This window comes from Methylobacterium sp. AC315 (assembly GCF_979253755.1).
On record NZ_CEEDEA010000013.1, the window covers coordinates 95741 to 111423 of the forward strand.

17 protein-coding genes are annotated in these 15683 nt (G+C 60.8%); 6 read left to right on the forward strand and 11 right to left on the reverse strand.

Features of this window, described 5'->3' with window-relative positions:
* A complete protein-coding gene (gene drmB / locus AC0IY0_RS20240; RefSeq protein WP_471765197.1) occupies positions 1 to 1854 on the forward strand; it encodes a DrmB family protein in 1854 nt (617 codons plus the stop codon).
* Between the two features lie 353 nt (positions 1855 to 2207).
* Here drmB and AC0IY0_RS20245 read toward each other — a convergent pair whose 3' ends face one another.
* On the reverse strand, positions 2208 to 3500 hold the full coding sequence (locus AC0IY0_RS20245) for a Y-family DNA polymerase (protein WP_471765198.1): 1293 nt from the start codon (positions 3498 to 3500) through the stop codon (positions 2208 to 2210).
* A complete protein-coding gene (locus tag AC0IY0_RS20250) occupies positions 3497 to 3925 on the reverse strand; it encodes a LexA family protein (RefSeq protein ID WP_471765271.1) in 429 nt (142 codons plus the stop codon). The genes AC0IY0_RS20245 and AC0IY0_RS20250 overlap by 4 nt, the downstream gene beginning before the upstream one ends.
* 136 nt (positions 3926 to 4061) lie before the next feature.
* Here AC0IY0_RS20250 and AC0IY0_RS20255 point away from each other — a divergent pair, with 136 nt between their 5' ends.
* Positions 4062 to 4358, forward strand: a complete 297-nt coding sequence (locus AC0IY0_RS20255) for a DUF6894 family protein (protein WP_471765201.1) — start codon at positions 4062 to 4064, stop codon at positions 4356 to 4358.
* Positions 4359 to 4375: 17 nt separating this feature from the next.
* Positions 4376 to 4630, forward strand: coding sequence for a hypothetical protein (locus tag AC0IY0_RS20260; protein ID WP_471765203.1), 255 nt, complete (start codon positions 4376 to 4378; stop codon positions 4628 to 4630).
* A gap of 145 nt (positions 4631 to 4775) precedes the next feature.
* Here the strand turns inward: AC0IY0_RS20260 and AC0IY0_RS20265 are convergent, their stop codons facing one another.
* The 3 genes from AC0IY0_RS20265 to AC0IY0_RS20275 all read right to left on the reverse strand — a co-directional run bounded on the left by AC0IY0_RS20265 (position 4776) and on the right by AC0IY0_RS20275 (position 7427).
* Positions 4776 to 5591, reverse strand: coding sequence for a hypothetical protein (locus tag AC0IY0_RS20265; RefSeq protein WP_471765204.1), 816 nt, complete (start codon positions 5589 to 5591; stop codon positions 4776 to 4778).
* Positions 5592 to 5972: 381 nt separating this feature from the next.
* On the reverse strand, positions 5973 to 6242 hold the full coding sequence (locus AC0IY0_RS20270; RefSeq protein ID WP_471765272.1) for a hypothetical protein: 270 nt from the start codon (positions 6240 to 6242) through the stop codon (positions 5973 to 5975).
* 348 nt (positions 6243 to 6590) lie between these two features.
* On the reverse strand, positions 6591 to 7427 hold the full coding sequence (locus AC0IY0_RS20275) for a class I SAM-dependent methyltransferase (RefSeq protein WP_471765206.1): 837 nt from the start codon (positions 7425 to 7427) through the stop codon (positions 6591 to 6593).
* An 827-nt stretch (positions 7428 to 8254) separates the two neighbouring features.
* Here AC0IY0_RS20275 and AC0IY0_RS20280 point away from each other — a divergent pair.
* Positions 8255 to 8452, forward strand: a complete 198-nt coding sequence (locus AC0IY0_RS20280) for a hypothetical protein (protein WP_471765208.1) — start codon at positions 8255 to 8257, stop codon at positions 8450 to 8452.
* Between the two features lie 118 nt (positions 8453 to 8570).
* Here the strand turns inward: AC0IY0_RS20280 and AC0IY0_RS20285 are convergent, their stop codons facing one another.
* From AC0IY0_RS20285 to AC0IY0_RS20295, 3 genes are all read right to left on the reverse strand, one after another.
* Positions 8571 to 9185, reverse strand: coding sequence for a hypothetical protein (locus AC0IY0_RS20285; protein WP_471765210.1), 615 nt, complete (start codon positions 9183 to 9185; stop codon positions 8571 to 8573).
* A gap of 220 nt (positions 9186 to 9405) precedes the next feature.
* The gene (locus AC0IY0_RS20290) at positions 9406 to 9678 is read right to left on the reverse strand and encodes a hypothetical protein (protein ID WP_471765211.1); all 273 of its coding nucleotides are present in this window, start codon (positions 9676 to 9678) and stop codon (positions 9406 to 9408) included.
* 307 nt (positions 9679 to 9985) lie between these two features.
* Positions 9986 to 10978 carry a GIY-YIG nuclease family protein gene (locus AC0IY0_RS20295; RefSeq protein WP_471765212.1) on the reverse strand — a complete coding sequence of 331 codons (993 nt, stop codon included), beginning with the start codon at positions 10976 to 10978 and terminating at the stop codon, positions 9986 to 9988.
* A 919-nt stretch (positions 10979 to 11897) separates the two neighbouring features.
* Here AC0IY0_RS20295 and AC0IY0_RS20300 point away from each other — a divergent pair.
* Positions 11898 to 12077, forward strand: coding sequence for a hypothetical protein (locus AC0IY0_RS20300; RefSeq protein WP_471765273.1), 180 nt, complete (start codon positions 11898 to 11900; stop codon positions 12075 to 12077).
* Between the two features lie 278 nt (positions 12078 to 12355).
* On the opposite strand, the gene AC0IY0_RS20305 is transcribed toward AC0IY0_RS20300, so the two are convergent.
* Together AC0IY0_RS20305 and AC0IY0_RS20310 are read right to left on the reverse strand one after the other, a co-directional pair.
* On the reverse strand, positions 12356 to 12559 hold the full coding sequence (locus tag AC0IY0_RS20305; RefSeq protein WP_471765213.1) for a hypothetical protein: 204 nt from the start codon (positions 12557 to 12559) through the stop codon (positions 12356 to 12358).
* A 382-nt stretch (positions 12560 to 12941) separates the two neighbouring features.
* Entirely contained in the window at positions 12942 to 13370 is a 429-nt protein-coding gene (locus AC0IY0_RS20310; protein WP_471765215.1) for a hypothetical protein, read from the reverse strand.
* A gap of 714 nt (positions 13371 to 14084) precedes the next feature.
* On the opposite strand from AC0IY0_RS20310, the gene AC0IY0_RS20315 reads away from it, so the two are divergent.
* Entirely contained in the window at positions 14085 to 14606 is a 522-nt protein-coding gene (locus AC0IY0_RS20315; RefSeq protein ID WP_471765216.1) for a Ros/MucR family transcriptional regulator, read from the forward strand.
* 75 nt (positions 14607 to 14681) lie between these two features.
* Here the strand turns inward: AC0IY0_RS20315 and AC0IY0_RS20320 are convergent, their stop codons facing one another.
* A complete protein-coding gene (locus AC0IY0_RS20320; RefSeq protein ID WP_471765218.1) occupies positions 14682 to 15329 on the reverse strand; it encodes a BA14K family protein in 648 nt (215 codons plus the stop codon).
* Positions 15330 to 15683 lie beyond the last annotated feature (354 nt).

Below are 15683 nucleotides of genomic sequence, written 5' to 3' on the forward strand. Positions count from 1 at the left end.
ATGAGCAAGAACGCCCAACGCCTCTCGCAACTGGTCTCGACTTTCGGACCTGGTAGCATGGTCGACCTGCCGACGCGCTCGGTTGTCGTCGGCGGCTTGGAACAATGGGATATGCGCCCCGGAACGTTTCAGCCGGTAAGCGAGCCGCGCCTGGCCCAGCGCCTTGAGGTACTGCTCCACGAACGTGGTCAACTGGACCCCGGGCAGCGCCTTACCTTGCGCACCCCGCCCGTGAGCGACGGCAACGGCGAGCCGAAAGGCGTAGCTGCGCCCATCTTCCCGAACTGGTTCGTTTGCGACCAGGTCGAGGCAAACGCTGAGGGCGCACCGACACGCCGGCGGCGGCTGGTGCAGTGGCGCGACCTTGACCCCAAAGGCCGTCGCCGCTTCACGCCAGAGGGCGGCAAGCGGACGGAGGTAACTCCGATCCGCTTCGTGTGCGCTTGCGACAAGGGTCATTTGCAGGACATCGAGTGGCGCTGGGTCGTCCACGGCGCCACTCCCTGCCATGAACCGATGTGGATCGAAGACCGTGGGACGAGCGCCGACCCGGCTGACACCTCGGTAGTCTGCGGCTGTGGCAAGCGGCTTTCGCTGCAGGAGGCCTTCCAGCCCCGTCGCCTCGGATTTTGCAGGGGCGAGCGACCCTGGCTGCTCGACCGCGATCCTGACGGGTGCGGTGACGGAACCACTCCACTCAAGCTGCTGACGCGCACCGCGACTAACACTTACTTTCCGCAAGTGCTGACTGTGATCTCGCTGCCTAGCGAAGAGGATGCGCTGACAAAGCTCGTTGAGGAGCTTGTGGGTGAGCTGACCGAGGTCGAAGTCGTAGAGGATATCAAGTCAGCGAAAAAATTTAATCAGCAGGTCCGTGCTGCACTTGGGGCCTACTCCGATCCCGACATCTTCGAACGCCTTGTACGCTTGCGCGAGGGTGCAACGGCTGACGCAACACGCTCGCCTAAGGTCGCTGAGTTCGATCTGTTCGCAAGCGGGCGGCCCGAGATCGGGACTAACCACGCCGCTGCCAAGCTCTATGCACAGACTTTAGAGCGCGGCGACTGGAACGATGGAAGCTGGGCCAGTCTGAGCTTTGTTCGCGCACTGGTGGTTGTGCACCGTCTGCGCGAGGTGTCATGTTTATATGGCTTCACACGCTTTGAAGCAGCTCCAACGGAGGCTGATGGCGACATCGAGGATATCAGCCTCGCTGTCCATGGCGCCCCGATTGCAAGGGCAACCGACTGGTTGCCGGCTTGCGAGCAATTCGGCGAAGGTTTGTTCATTCACGTCGATAGCGACGCGATGGCGACTTGGCTCAAACAGGTGGGTGCTCGCCACCAGCAGCTAGTCGGCGGCTACAATCGGTGGAAGGTCCGCTTCGGGTCCGCTGCCCCTAAATACCCGACTACGCCTTACGTGTTGCTGCACAGCCTCGCCCACGCGCTGATGACCGAAATTGCGCTGGACTGCGGCTACCCGGCAAGCTCGTTGAAGGAGCGCATCTACGCTCTCGGGCCGAACGGGGCGGAGCGCTGCGGCATCTTGATATACACCGCGAGTGCGGGCGCGCAGGGAACGCTCGGCGGGCTCGTAGGCACAGCGCCGCGCTTCGCTCAGATCTTAAGGGCGGCGCTCGAGCGGATCGCGATTTGCTCAAACGACCCCGTTTGCTGCGATCACGACCCCGAGCATCAGACTGGCGACCGGGCAACCCATGGGGCCGCCTGTCATGGCTGCCTGCTTATTGCTGAGACGAGCTGCGAGGGCCGCAACCTATTTCTCGATCGCAGCCTACTCGTGCCGACCATGTCAACTTCGCGCTTCGCCTGCTTTGAGATCGACGGGTGATAATACTCATCACTAAGATTGAGGGCTGGCAGAACGTATCGGGCAAGCGCAAGCGTGGCTTTGTCGGGTGTGGTCGCAGCTGTCGCCCGCGCAATGCTTAGCTGGTTGCGCTGGCTATCATGACTGCCAAAGCAGCCACAAAAAAAGGCCATTCCCGAAGGAGTGGCCCAAAGTCTTGGGAGGAAACGCCCTTGGGAGGGCTGCAGGACCGCGACGCCATCGCTTTCCCACAACACCGACCTATGCGCCCGCGATGCTGCGAACAACCACCTATGGGTTGTGGTCCGCGCATAGATGGCACGGTTTTTCCTTGCGAGTGCGCTTCCACACCATAGCTCGGTTGCCCGCTGCCCTTAGGCGTGGGCCACCGGCAGCTCGCTTACCTGGGTGGTGTAGCGCGGGGTGCGCATTTCGAATTTCGTGTTCCACTCCCGCTTGGCCACTAGCCCCGCACGGGCCGGCACGACTGAGCCACGGCCCCAGCGTGCGTTGCAGGCGTCCATGGCTGCCATCAGCGGCTCTGACCGCTCGCGGTCCATCGCACCGATCAGCGCCCTCGGGCTGTGCGACAGCGGGACCAAATCGTTGGTAACGATGCCGGCCTTCGAGTAGCGCCACGGGCGCTGCCCGGGCTCACGCCAAGTCTTGGCCACCCCGTGGCGTGCCGCCTTGATCAGGGCCAGGGTGTCCGAGGTGTGCTCAGGCAAGGTGACGGTAGTCGAGACCGAGCGCATCGGCGCGTCCCGATCGTGCTCGCTGGTATGGTAGAAGATCGTGACGTGATTGGTGGCCAAGCCTTCCCGCCGAAGCTTCTCGCCCAGGCGCGTAGCGTGCGCCGAGACCGCCTCCTCCAGCGTGGCCTGGTCCTCGATCCGTCCGGAGAACGAGCGGGTGACCGCGCAGCCCTTCCGCCGGGCCGGAACCATCTCCAGCGGCAGGCAGGCCAGGCCGCGCAGCTCGTGGATGATGCGCTCGCCTACGACAGTGAGCCCCTTACGCACCGGCCGTGGATCAAGGTCGCGCAGGTCCGCCACGCTCTCCACGCCCATGGCCTCCAACTTCGCTAACGAGGCCCGGCCGATGCCCCAGACCTCAGCTACGTCGATCCGACAAAGCCAATGCGCGTAGGCGGCTGGGTCGGTCAGATCGCATACGCCCTGTAGCTCGTGCACGGTCTTGGCGACGTGGTTGGCCAGTTTCGCCAGCGTTTTGGTAGGACCGATCCCGACACAGGTCGGGATGCCCGTCCAGGCTCGCACTGTGGCGCGGAGATCCCGTGCGAGTTCCACCCGTAGGCCGGGCGCTATGTCCGACAGGTTGAGGAAGCTCTCGTCGATGGAGTAGATCTCCACCTGCGGACTGAACTGCCGGTACACAGCGTTGGTGCGCCCCGATATGTCGCCGTAGAGCGTGTAGTTCGAGGAGAACACCCGCACGCCCTGGACCCGGCACATGTCGCGGATCTTGAAGTACGGGTCGCCCATTTTGATGCCGAGCGCCTTGGCCTCGGCGGTGCGGGCGATCGCGCAGCCATCGTTGTTCGACAGCACGATCACTGGGATCGCGTTGAGCTTCGGGTCGAACACCCGCTCGCAGCTACAGTAGAAGCTATTGCCGTCGATCAGCGCCACCGCCCGGTCGCTCACGACAGCCGCCCCCGGGCGATGTGCCAGCGGATCGAGAAGCGCACCACGCCCCAGATCACGCCCTCGCCCATCTCCTCGACGGCGAAGGCTGGCAGCTCCGGGTTGCAGAAGGCCAGCCGGGCCACGTTGCCTTCGATCACCAGGCGCTTGCACGACATCTGGCCGTCGATTGCCGCCACTACGACGCTACCGTGGCTGGCCTTGAGGCTACGGTCCACACACGCCAAGTCGCGGTCGTAGATCCCGGCTGCTTCCATCGACGAACCGGCTATGCGCCACAAGAAGGTCGCCGGCGGGTTCGGCACCAGCCACCGAGGCAACTCCAGCGCGCCCTCCATGAAGTCGTCCGCGGGCGATGGGAAGCCCGCGCACAGGGCTTGTCCGATCAGCGGCACACGCACCGCGTCGGCGCTGCCCACCAGCATCTCATCGACGCGCTGGGTCAGCACGGCGGTCACCAGGACCCGTCTTCCACAGCCGGTTCGTGCCGCTGGGCATACATCGCAACCTCACTTCGAATAGAACGCATCAGGAACAAACACGACGCGGGAGCGTAGTTCAATGGCTGTGTCGGATCCCGCCGAGATCGCGGTGGGCGAGTGTGGAAGAGTTGGAAAAACGTCAATGCTCCGGAGGCTTTACCGCTTCCATTGCCTGGGCTGCGGTGACGCCGTGTTCGATCTGCATGGGCGCTGGCTGTCGAGCATAAGCGAGGTCCGGCAGCAAGCAGATCGGGTGGCGCTGGACCTAATGACCGGCACCAGCTGCCAGGACTGGACGATGTGGTCCGTTGACGTGCGTGATGCCGCAGGCCGGTCTGTCCTGATGCGTGCGTTCACCTCGGTGAAGGTAGCTTGACGCGCAGGAAGGGCACGATGGTGATGAAGACCAGCTACTTGGTGCAGCCCTTCGAGCTCCACCGAAAGCGCCTGCGCCCGGCGCGCCAGGAGGCCGCGCAGACCGAAAGCGGAGCGCTAAAGAAGGCCGAAGCCTTTGCCGCACGCATGCTGGGTGCCGCGGCGTTGAAGGTGGTGGCTGACGACGAGACCGGCGAGTTGGAAGGTGTCGCGATCCTCGGGCAGTGGGGCGAGGTGCCGGAGGATTTCGCTGAGAGCCTGCAGGGCGGTTGAGCCAATGGTCTCCAAGCGGATGAGCAAGGACTGACATTTGGTACCGTCCGCTTCGGGTGGGAACGCGAAAGAGCGGACGTCGCTGCCGCGCCCGTCGACGGCATCCGATAGGGTGTTCTCGACGCGCCACTTTAGGACAACAGCGTCATTCGTCTGGAACTGGTGGACATGGCGGGGCCGTGAAGTCCGGCACGTCACCCGGCTTCATGGCCATAAACGCGTCGTAGCTAGCTAGGCTCTCCTCAGTCGGAACGGTCCGATCCGTCGCGAGTGCCCGGATGCCGTCGCCAAACGATCGGCGGGTGACCTCGTCCAAGATCGCGAAGTCGTTCGAGAGTTCGTAGGACATGGAGCCCGTCCACATGTCGATACGTGCGTAGCCGGGCGCCCGGGCGAACAGCTTCGGGCGGCCCGAGACTTCATGCTTGGCGAGCGCCACGCGCAGCAATTCAAGCTGTCGGAAGAGCACGTGTGTGCGCGCTAGGTCGTTCTCGATTTCCTTCGTGATCCCCGGGTCCCCGATGATGCGCCGGAGCGCGCGGGCGAAGGCGTCGCGTCCGAGGTTCAGGTCGCTTGGCTTACCCTTCTCCAGCGCGGCCGCCTTAAGTTCGAGGCCGCCATTGGCCTTCCACTTCAAGACGTTCTTAGCGCGCTCGCGCCACGTCCGCAGGAGCTCGTATACGGCGAAAAGCCATTGCTGGCTAAGCGCGTTCAGTAGCATCGCGTGGCCGATGTCGATGCCCTCATCAGCGGAGCGGTAGGCGCGGGCTTCGCTTTCCAACGGCATAAGGAAGCCGTCTACGAGCGCGACGTTCGTGGCCTGCATGCCAAGGTAAGGATCATCGCCGAGTAGCGTCAGTCCGCGTAGGGCTTCGTCGAGTTCCCGCGTCTCGATCTCCTCTGGTTCGCGCGGCATGGGCTCGTCGTGTTCGTCGTCATCGTGATCCTCGACCTCGTGCATCGCCGCATCGCTTTGATAGTGGAACGTCCGCTGCCGAGCGCGCAGCCAAATTCTGCTGAGGATGCGAAACCGACGCTCGCATCACACCCAACGAATGTCCGCGATCTACCCTGAGCTCAAGTTGTCAGACATCCGGCGAACGGCCGCTTTCGTGAAGCGTCGATGGCTGTCTCTACAGCTGGCATGGGTCAAGAGCAGTCGCGAATGGCGGTCTGCTAAAGGTGCACCCATAGCGAACTGCCGCCGGTCGCTCCGATGGCCATACCCAAACCGCACCGGCTCGGCCGGCTGCTTTGGGTGGGGAGCCGACACTGGCACCTAAGCTCGCGAACGTCAGCAAGCGCCTCATAGCAGACCGTCTGCTGAGAGGTGGCCATGGCGTCAGGCAATCAGGTCGACCCCCTCCCCAGGATAAACGCTCGTCCGAACAACGCAGCCCGGCCCGATCCGCGCACCGTCGCCGATGCGGATGGGGCCAAGTACCGACGCTCGGCTCTCCACGGTGACGCTGTCGCCCAGGACTGGCAGACCAGGGCCGGCCCCGATGTCCGCTGTGGGGGCCCTAGTTAGGCCTCCAATCACGACTTGCCTGCCCAAGGCCGCACAGCGGCCGACCGCTCCCGCGATCACGACCCCATTGGGCTGTGGCATGTACAGGCCGCCCCCGATCTGGCTCGACGGCGTGATGTCAGCGCCGGTCCACCAGATATTAGCGATCCACAGGAACCAGGCCGCTGCCCGCCATTCGCGCTCAAAGGCGTAGCGGGAGAGCCGGTACAGGCAGGACGCTTGGTAGCCGGCCCGCAGGCGCACGGAGCCGTGCCCGTGCCGCCGCCAATGCTCGTGGTCCGCCCGCAGGGCCCCGCGCACTTCCGAGAACCGGGGGCGCCGCCAGGCGGCCCCCTGCCCGCCGTCCGCTTCGCAAGCCGCCGTCACGTGCAATCTCCAAGGTCGGTCGAGCGTCCCTCTAAGGGCCGCCGGCGCATGCCCGGGGCCTGCTCAGCTGTCAGCAGAGCGCGTGACCAGCGCCATCACCCATGGGTTGAACCCCGTGTCCAGCAGCGCGCGGGGCATGCGATTGACGTAGGCGCGCGCTGCTGTGCGCGCGAAGGCCGGAACGCGCGAGAAGTCGAGAAACCCGCCGATGCTGCGGGCCTCCATCGTGTAGGGCAGCCCTTCAAGGTAGCGGTGCACGTCCGGGTAGGCCCACAGAAAGTTGTCGCCCCAGGTCCGGTGGACGGTGGCGCCGAGCCGGCGCGCGAGCCAGCGCTCCCAGGACGCCGCCTGGTTGTCGGGGCCGTGGGCCACGTCGATCGGAAAGGCGCGGTTGGGGCCGCCGATCAGCATCCGCCCGCCTGGGGAAAGGACGCGGAAGATCTCCCGCAGCCACTGCTGGCGAACCGCGTGCCAGTCGGGACGGCGGTCAGCGTGGCCGTTGGTTGTGCCGACGTGCTCGATGGCGCCGAAGGTGAAAGCGAAGTCGATGCTGCCGTCGAGGAAGGGGAGCTCGAACGCGTCCGGATCGACCAGATAGAACCGATCGGCACTCCGACCGGCCGACGACCAGCGGCGCGTCAGCCCGGGCAGGTCGATGCCGTAGCTCTCGTAGCCCTCCTTTTCCAGGGCAACCGCCATGCCGCCCATGCCGCAGCCAACGTCTAGGATGGTCCGGACCGGAGCCTCTCGCACGATCGGTAGGACGAAGGCCCGGGCCTTGGTCGCCTGGAAGTCGTTCTGCGCGTCGACGTAGGCTTCGTCGCAGGTCTCATCCCGCGTCCAGGCGCGTGGCAGGAGACCATGGTAGCCGTCGAGCGTCGTGATGGGTGATCTCAGCATAGCATAGGGCTCCCTCCGACCGTGCCGTACGATCGAGATCAGCGGGAAAAACCAGGGCCGATCGACATCTGGACCGCTGGACCCATGGTCGGGCAAGGCAGGAGCAAGAGCGCCAGCCGTTGCTATTTATGGTTGCGTAAAATCAATACATGCAACCGGGAAAAGAACGTAGATGCGGATCGCGTGATGCCATCTGCAGTTGCAGGCATCGGTCCTAACCCATCTCGGAAGTTCGGTATTCATTTTAGAAGGGTATGCCCTGCCAAGAACCCGCCACGAGACGGTTCTACGCCTCATGAGGGCCAGCATCCAGGTTCCGGGGCAGCTGATCGAGACAGTTTATACCCATTCGGGAACTCAGTGTGACGGTACTGAGATCCTGCGAATGTCTGCTCCCAACAGATTGCAGACCTTAGAATGCGTCTGACTTGTCGTCCGAGAAGGGTCGAGAGCAGCCTCAAATGGCGGTCTGCTAAAGGCGCACCCAAAACAGACCAAACGCTGTCGGTGTGGATGTCCGGTCTTGGGTGCAGCGCTAAAGCCCCCTCTCGACCCGAGCCTAAGTTGCCGGAGGACTGACGAGCGGCCGCTTTGGAGAAGCGCCGACGGCGGTTGGGGCGACCGGGCTGGGTCGTAGGCAGAATGTCCGCTTCCGACCCCGGCTCTCGTTACACAGGACGCCGCCGAGGGACCCTTCGAGCGCATCCTTGGCCGTGGTGTCACCCGAATAAGTCAAACCGTCCGTAGCTCCGCTTGTTGCCATCACATTGGATTTGTTCTAATTTGCAAGAGAGAGCGATCGCTGATCGCAAGCCCCGGAGCCGACCATGAACGCCAAGTGCGAGACCTGCCGCTTCTTCGATGAACACAAGGGCAATGGCGCCGTCGCGCAGAACGACGCTGGTCTGTGCCGCTTCAATCCGCCGGTGAGCCAGCCCGAGGCGAACTCGAAGGGCCTGTGGCCGGTGGTCGGGAACGGTGACTGGTGCGGCCACTACACCGCCGAGATGACCGCAGCCGAGTAAGTCTCCGATCCGATCGGACAGCTAAGGCCAGCCTTTGGGCTGGCCTTTTTCGTTTAAGCCGAAGTATGCATCCGATGCAGGTTTATTTTCGTATGCCCGCGTATTACGGGCTGGACGCCTATGCAGCTTCATACTCGGAAGCTGGCACCTTCTTGCGAAGCTGAATTCCGATGCTCATCCGCTGCTGGCCAGGGTTGAGATGGCGGTACTCGGTTTCGATCCCGTAATCTCGAGCGACTTCATAAAGGCGGTCGAGGTTCAGGCTTCCATCCGCGTTTCTCACTTTGTCGTTAAGCCATGCGTTGAACGGGCTAGCAGCCGTTTTTTCCATCCATGCTTGGCGCTGCTCAGCCGTGATCGACATGGATCGCTCGCGAGGCGCGTTTGGATCTGTGTACCGCGTAGCCGTTGTGAAGATGCTTTCGCGGGTGATCCGCATGCCTTGCTTATCCAGCTGAAGGCCTGCCGCTTCCATGATTTGGCGGCCCATATGCCCAACAAGCTGCTTGAGCCGGTCCTGCGCGATGTCGGGTCCGAATTCCCGTAGTAGTCCCGGGGCGAGTGGCTCAACGGCAGCACGGTCGAGATAGGTGGCGGTGAGCATGCGCACCACATTGTCGGGCCGAACCATAAACAGCCAGATCGCCTGGCCGAGGTCGGTATCGGACAGATCGCGGAAATTCTGCGGATCATAAGCGAGGCTAGAGAGATCGGGCAGGTCCCAGTCGGTCATTAGGTAGCTCCTTGTGAACACGTGTATCATATGACACATGTCGCAGCAGAAAGCAACACCTGTTACGAGTAACAGGTGTATAAAATGAACTTCTATGGGGTCTTTTTTTGGGTATCCGGATGAGGACCGCTGCCACCGGTTCGCTATGGGTGCGCCTTTAGTAGACCAGCGCTCACGGACCCATAGCGGACCTGGCGGGTGGTACATAAGATTTCGACCACTAAATGCCTAGCTTTCTGAGTTCGACGTCGGTCATCACGGTGGCGCCCTCGACGCGTTGGCCGGTCATCGCGTCACCCATGGTGTCGATCCGGGCGATGACGTCGCGGCTGCGCGAGAAGATGAACGTGCAGGTCGTGCCGTTGCACTGCAGGGTCTCAGTCTGTCGGCAATACGCCTCCCAGCCCGCGTCGCAGTGCTTCAGGTCGACCGGGGTTGGACCGGCTGACCATCCAGCGCGGATTAGAGCCTGCTTGGCCTGTGGCCAGGGCATGCCCTTGATCTTAGGCAGGCCGTCTCAGGCAATGGCTGGGGTGGCGATCATCAGCAGGGCGAGGAAGGCAACGCGCATAAGGTCTCCGCATGAACTATCTAAGGCCAAGCCTCAACTTCTAGGCGCATTACCTATCCTAGTACTAGAGCTAGATCAGCTCTGGCTCATAGTCGTAGGTCCGGAAGCCACGGGCCTCCGAGACGTGGAGCTGCAAGTTTCCACCCATAGCAGCCGGCTCAGTTAGTACGTTTTGGGTATGCTCAAAATGGCCCGGCACTATTTTATAGGGAAAAGCCTTAGGACGATGTCATAGAGCCTGTAGCCAGGACAGGACGGCTTTCCGTTGCTTAGTTAACAGATAATTTTCTCCGAATTCTTCCACAGATCTTCCATAAGAGTGCTCAGCATTCTCGCATAATTGTTCCTTGATCTTTTTCATAGCAATAATATACGTTTCTTCTAGTGAGTTTAATTTTACTTTTGATTGACTAAAAAATGTTGGATTTGTGGTTTTAAGCATCAGAAAATTACATATAAGTATGCTATTGTAATCGCTTTCGATCTTATCTTGCGGATTTTTACTAAATTCCTCGAAGTATTTTTTCCAAGACTTATTTTCATTATCGGTATGCGAAGTTTCCCTGAATATCATAGCCATTCTGGCGTAGCCACAATATATTCCCCGTCTAGCAGCTTCCTTAAAATATTCGATCGCTTTCCCATAATCCTCTTTTACGCCTTCACCCTGATGGTACATTTGACCGATCATGTGGTATGCATCAGCAGAACCGAGCCTTGCCGCTTGCTTAAATAGCTTAAGTGCTTCGTCGTAATCTTCTATAGTATCACCAAATCCATAGTAATACTCTGATGCTTCCTCGTAGACTTGCTGAGCCGGGGTCTTCGGCTTATAATTATCCAATACGAATTCGTCTAGCTCGTCGCCGCGTGAGGGTACTAATAGATCGTCATCATCGTCGGCTGGCGCGCTCGCTCCTGGAGCGCACTTTCCGGGAGTGGAAGCTATGGATTTAATGACATCAGAAATTTCTCCCTGAAAAAACTCTCTGTTGCTTGACAGTCTAACACCCTGTCTCTCTAGCATGGTATGGACATATTTCTCTGCCTCCGAACAATCCGAAAAATACTCCTTGTATACTAATAAGAATGGAGTAGCCACACCTGTAACAGATGATAATTCCAAGGCTCTTTCTTCGGGGCTTCTTGATGTCATGCCAACTTTAATTAGCCCAGGCATTGAGACATTGATTAAGGCATAAACATAACCTGGATTACTCATAATAACTCTCAGCGACTGATTGCCCAACGCACATTACAACCATAAGTTAGCGACCAAGCTTACGGCTTGCAATACCAGGAAGGCCCGTTTTCGATCGTGACAGCTATCAAGGCTGACTGGCGACGCGGCTCGCCGTTCTATGCGCCGCATCAGTGCATTTTGGGCATCTGTACCAAGACCGGCACCTCCGGTTCGCTATGGGTATTGCCTATGCGAACCATAACTATCGGTCCGTTTTGGGTATCGGCTGAGACCATCCAAAACGGACTTTATCAATGAAATCATCCATATCAGACCAGCAAGCCGGAAGGCCGCGAAGCCGACATCGTGAGGGTCTGCAACGGGTCGAGCCTGTGTGAAAACGAAAGCGCTTGCCGAAATTGTAGAACAATCCTCTACGCTGCAGACAAGCGGCCCCGCTGCAGGGCGGTTCTGACGCGATTTAGGCCTAAATTTCGGCGCTGCCCAGGTTGTTCTCGGGAAGATCCTTCTACCCCTTTGTCGTTTTCACACATCCTCGGTCGGAAGCCGCCGTTTGGCTGAGAAGCTGCCCGCATGCTGTGATTATGTAGCCGCTCTCAAAGGCACCAAGCGGGTGTTCCACAGCACGTCAATCCGCAGAGCTTGAGCATAGATCTTCTTCAACGACGGCAACCGCCGCCCACCTGATGGAGATCGTCATGCCCCTCTCATCCCGCCTTGTTCTGCTCAGCGGTGTCGTTGTCCCGGCTGGTGCTTTCCTGGTAGGCGCGTACGTCGCCCTCATCAGCCTCGCTCTGCCGATGCACTTCGCCTGAACCCCCAGGCTGCATCTCCATCAAGGTCGCACCGTTCATGCGGCATGCTGACCGATTGAGGTAGCGCCGGAACGTCACCGTCGCCGCTATGCTTGACCGCCCAACGAACGTGGGAGGGTGTGGTGATGAAGGTGTTCCAGATCCGTCAGGGCGCGACCGGCACGATCCTCTGGTCCGGATCGGCTGCCGACCCGATCGCCGCGCTGGACGCCATGGCCCACGAGGCCGGGTACTATGATCACGCCGACATCCCGGATCACCTGCGGGCCGGTGGCCTGCATGCGGAAGAAATCCGGGTCTGACGCCTTTAGGCACCATGCCGGTGGCCGACCAGCAGACGTGCGAGGTGGAGGTTGATGGCGTGTGGAGCGCCGTCAGCTTGGTGGAAGCGCGTACCGCATACGGGACGATGTCCAAGCGGTGCCCGGCCTGCCATGGCCAGGTAAACATCGCTGGAAACTACACCCCCGGCGGGGGTACAAGCTGCAGCACCGGCGCAACTACCCGGGCTGCCCGCTGACGCCTGCCGCGTTCTCTGGCACACGATCACGGCATCCGCAGGCGATCGGGTGACGCTGGCTCAGTGACCATCATCATTGCCAAGAGCGTCATCATAGGCGTCGAACAGCCAAGCGAGAACGTTGGTCCCAACATCGTCGCCAGAGCCGTCAATAGGTTTGCCCAGTAGCGTCTTAGGGTTCTGCAATCGAACTTCGGCGAGCAGCCTGCGAGCAAGCTGGTCCAGTGCATCGCCAGGCAGCACGAGCATTGGATCGATAAGCATGGCGCATCTCCTCACTGTGCGCCAGGCGCTCGGCCCCACCCCGATCTGTTCACGGGGCGGGGGAGCATCCGATCTCACCAGCGGTGGGTCGATACGCAACGTGACCCAGCAGCAGGATGCCAGATGAGGGTTAGCGCGCTGTCAGCTGGACCGGCTTAGATCTGTGTCGAAATAGGCCGAGTACGAGCCGGAAGGGCAGCCGCACCAATTTATACGCGGCGTGGGCAGCCATAACGGCGACCACAGCGAGAAGGGCCAAGATCGTGTTGAGCAACGCAACGCACTCCAGGACGAAGTGAATTCAGCGATCCGCCACCGCCATTGCAACGAGGAGGCGCCTTGATCAAGGCGATACTGTGAAGGTGCTCAGTCTACGACGATTTCACGTGTATGGTCCTCGAAATAGGTCGCCTAGAGCTTTCCTCTGAAACAGCGTCATCCACCGTCGGCGCTGATGCTCAGGTCGATCGTGGATCATGTGGCAGCGCTGGCAGAACGCGGCGAGATTGGTGCCGGCGTTATTAGCTGTGTCGTGATTTCGGAGAGCGGTCGCGAGCACAACTCGGGTGGTGCGCACGTCTCGGATCATATCCACCGCGCCGACCTTAATCCGGATCCGCCGACCACGGCCATCACGCCACGATGCTATCTCGGCGTCCCACCAGCGCCCGTCCCCGAGGTGGTAGACCAAGCGCTTATGCGGCCGACCGCAGCCCTCACAACGCCCTTGCGCGCGACCGAAGCGAATGATGATTGACAGCTGGCGCCAGTCGATAGGATAGAAGAAGCGATGCTCACGTCGGATCGGCATGGCAGGGTTCGGGTGAAAGGAGCGTCTACTGCTCCCATCATGATCGGGGTTGACGCAACCAGTATCTCGATACTGGTTGGCAATTGCGGCAGGTGGCTGAGTACCAGGCGAGCCTCGGGTGCCCAACTCTTGCGTTAGCGCGACGCTGCAACTCGCGGCCCTGCAAGACTGACCACTCGCTTACCGCCGGTCGAAGGGATGGCATCCACCCATGTGCTTGGGTTTTGTCGCCAGAGATCGTGTAGCGCGTTCCCAACAAAACCAGCGACGCGCCGAAGGCTGGCACCCTCGCAGGTGGCGGCGATCTGCACACCGAGTTGGCGTGTGTGACTGCGGCCGTAGAGGTAGACTGCCAGCCGAGCTCGCGTGGCTTCCGGGATGCCCCTAAGCTGATCCGACAATGCCTCTGGTTCTGCGCGGTAGAGCCGACTGAGCGTATCGATCGGGACCGGGCAATCGCCGGCGGGGTCCTCGGGACTGACGGGGAAAGCTCGGTTCACGGCGGCACCTGTCACCTACTAAACAACAGGCTGCTAAGATCTTGGTTAACAAATTCTTCAGTATCGGCTATCCATCTCGGGTCGTGCGATAAATTGTATCGACATCTTAGACTGCCGCCGTAAAAAATCTCAAACCCGTGCATAATCTTGATGCAGTCAGCTAAATTCGGCCGCATTCGAAACGGGTGATCGAACCTCTTCGAATAGGTGAAGCATGAGCGATATGACTGAAGCATCTGAGGTTGAAAGCGTCGATCTTATCGATCTGACGACCGGCATTGTCTCTGCCTATGTGTCGAACAATCATGTGCAAAGCGCGGAGCTTGCGACGCTGATCGCGGCGACGCACGCTGCGCTCTCAGGGTTAAGCCAAGGTAGCACTCCTGCCGCTCCCGTGGCTGACAAGACCACTCCTGCGCAGATCCGGAAGTCGATCACCCCCGACGCCTTGATCAGCTTCGAGGACGGCAAGCCGTACAAAACCCTGCGCCGCCACCTGACGATCAGAGGGCTAACCCCTGAGGATTACCGCGAGAAGTGGGGCCTACCGCGCGACTACCCGATGACCGCGGTCAGCTACTCCGAGCAGCGCTCCAAGCTCGCCCTGGCTCTTGGCCTAGGCAACCAACGGAAGAAGGCGGCTCTGAAAGCTGCTGAGCTTGCTGAGACCGTCTCCGACAAGCCGAAGCGCGCTGTCGGTCGGCCGCGGAAGGCCAAAGAAGCTGCTGAGGCGTAAGACAGCAAAAAGCCCCTCAGCTTCATAGCCGAGGGGCCGTCGTTGTACGGCTAGCGTCATAAACCGTGGGGATCGTTACGGGCAGGAATGACGCTGGCCATCGTTGCCCAGGTAGGTACCGCTCCGACGATCGTAAGACCTAAAGCGCTGAACACAGTAGCTGACCGAGTTGCCTGCAGGTTCCACCTCGGTCTCCACTGCGCCGTATCCCTGGCCATAGCCAGCAGGTGCATAACCGCCACCGTATCCGGCGGGTCCATAGTCGGTGCCGTAGTACCCGTCACCATACCCGCCGTAGCCATAGCCGAGCCCTGCTCCGGCCAGACCGAGACCAACGCCTAAGCCCAAACCACCATAGCCGTAGCCTCGGCCGTAACCGTAGCCCCTGCCATATCCCCGGCCACCGAACCCACGGTTGCCGGCGAAGCCTGCGCCGCGAAACTCGCCGCCGCCGAAGCCGCCGCGCCCACCAAAGCCACGGCCTGCAAGGCCGCCCCCGCCGAAGCGGTTGCCCCCTAGGCCGAAGCCGCCTCCCATGCCGCGACCGGCTAGACCGCCTCGAAAGCCGCCGCCGCCAATCCCAGCGCCGCGGAAGCCGCCACCTCCACCGAAGCCGCCACCGCGAAAACCGCCACCACCGAAGCCACCGCGCGCATCGGCCGTTGCAGGAAGTATCGCCAGTGCGCCGAGTACGGCAGCTGTCGTCAGAATTATCCGCTTCATCGTATCCTACCAATCGGGATTATGTATCGTCTCTGGTATGACAACGCTTCATCGGCGCAATAGATTTTGCTACATTCCGTCCGCGACAAGAAAAGTCATTATATCTTCGCAAAATCAATGAGTTAGATAGTAAAAATATTATTTGTATACCGCTTAAACTGGGGCAGTTGGCTGGCCCATGATCCAGGCGAGATCGGCCCCCGTTCGGTCGATCAGCGAAGTTCGTAGCAGTTCACGACGACCCGCTGGCTGCGGGTGACGTCAAACAGCGTCGAGCACTGAACGAGGTGGTTCACATCTTTCCGCCGAAACAAGATCAGCGACGTCCGGACGTCGTAGTTTCCGACGTACCCC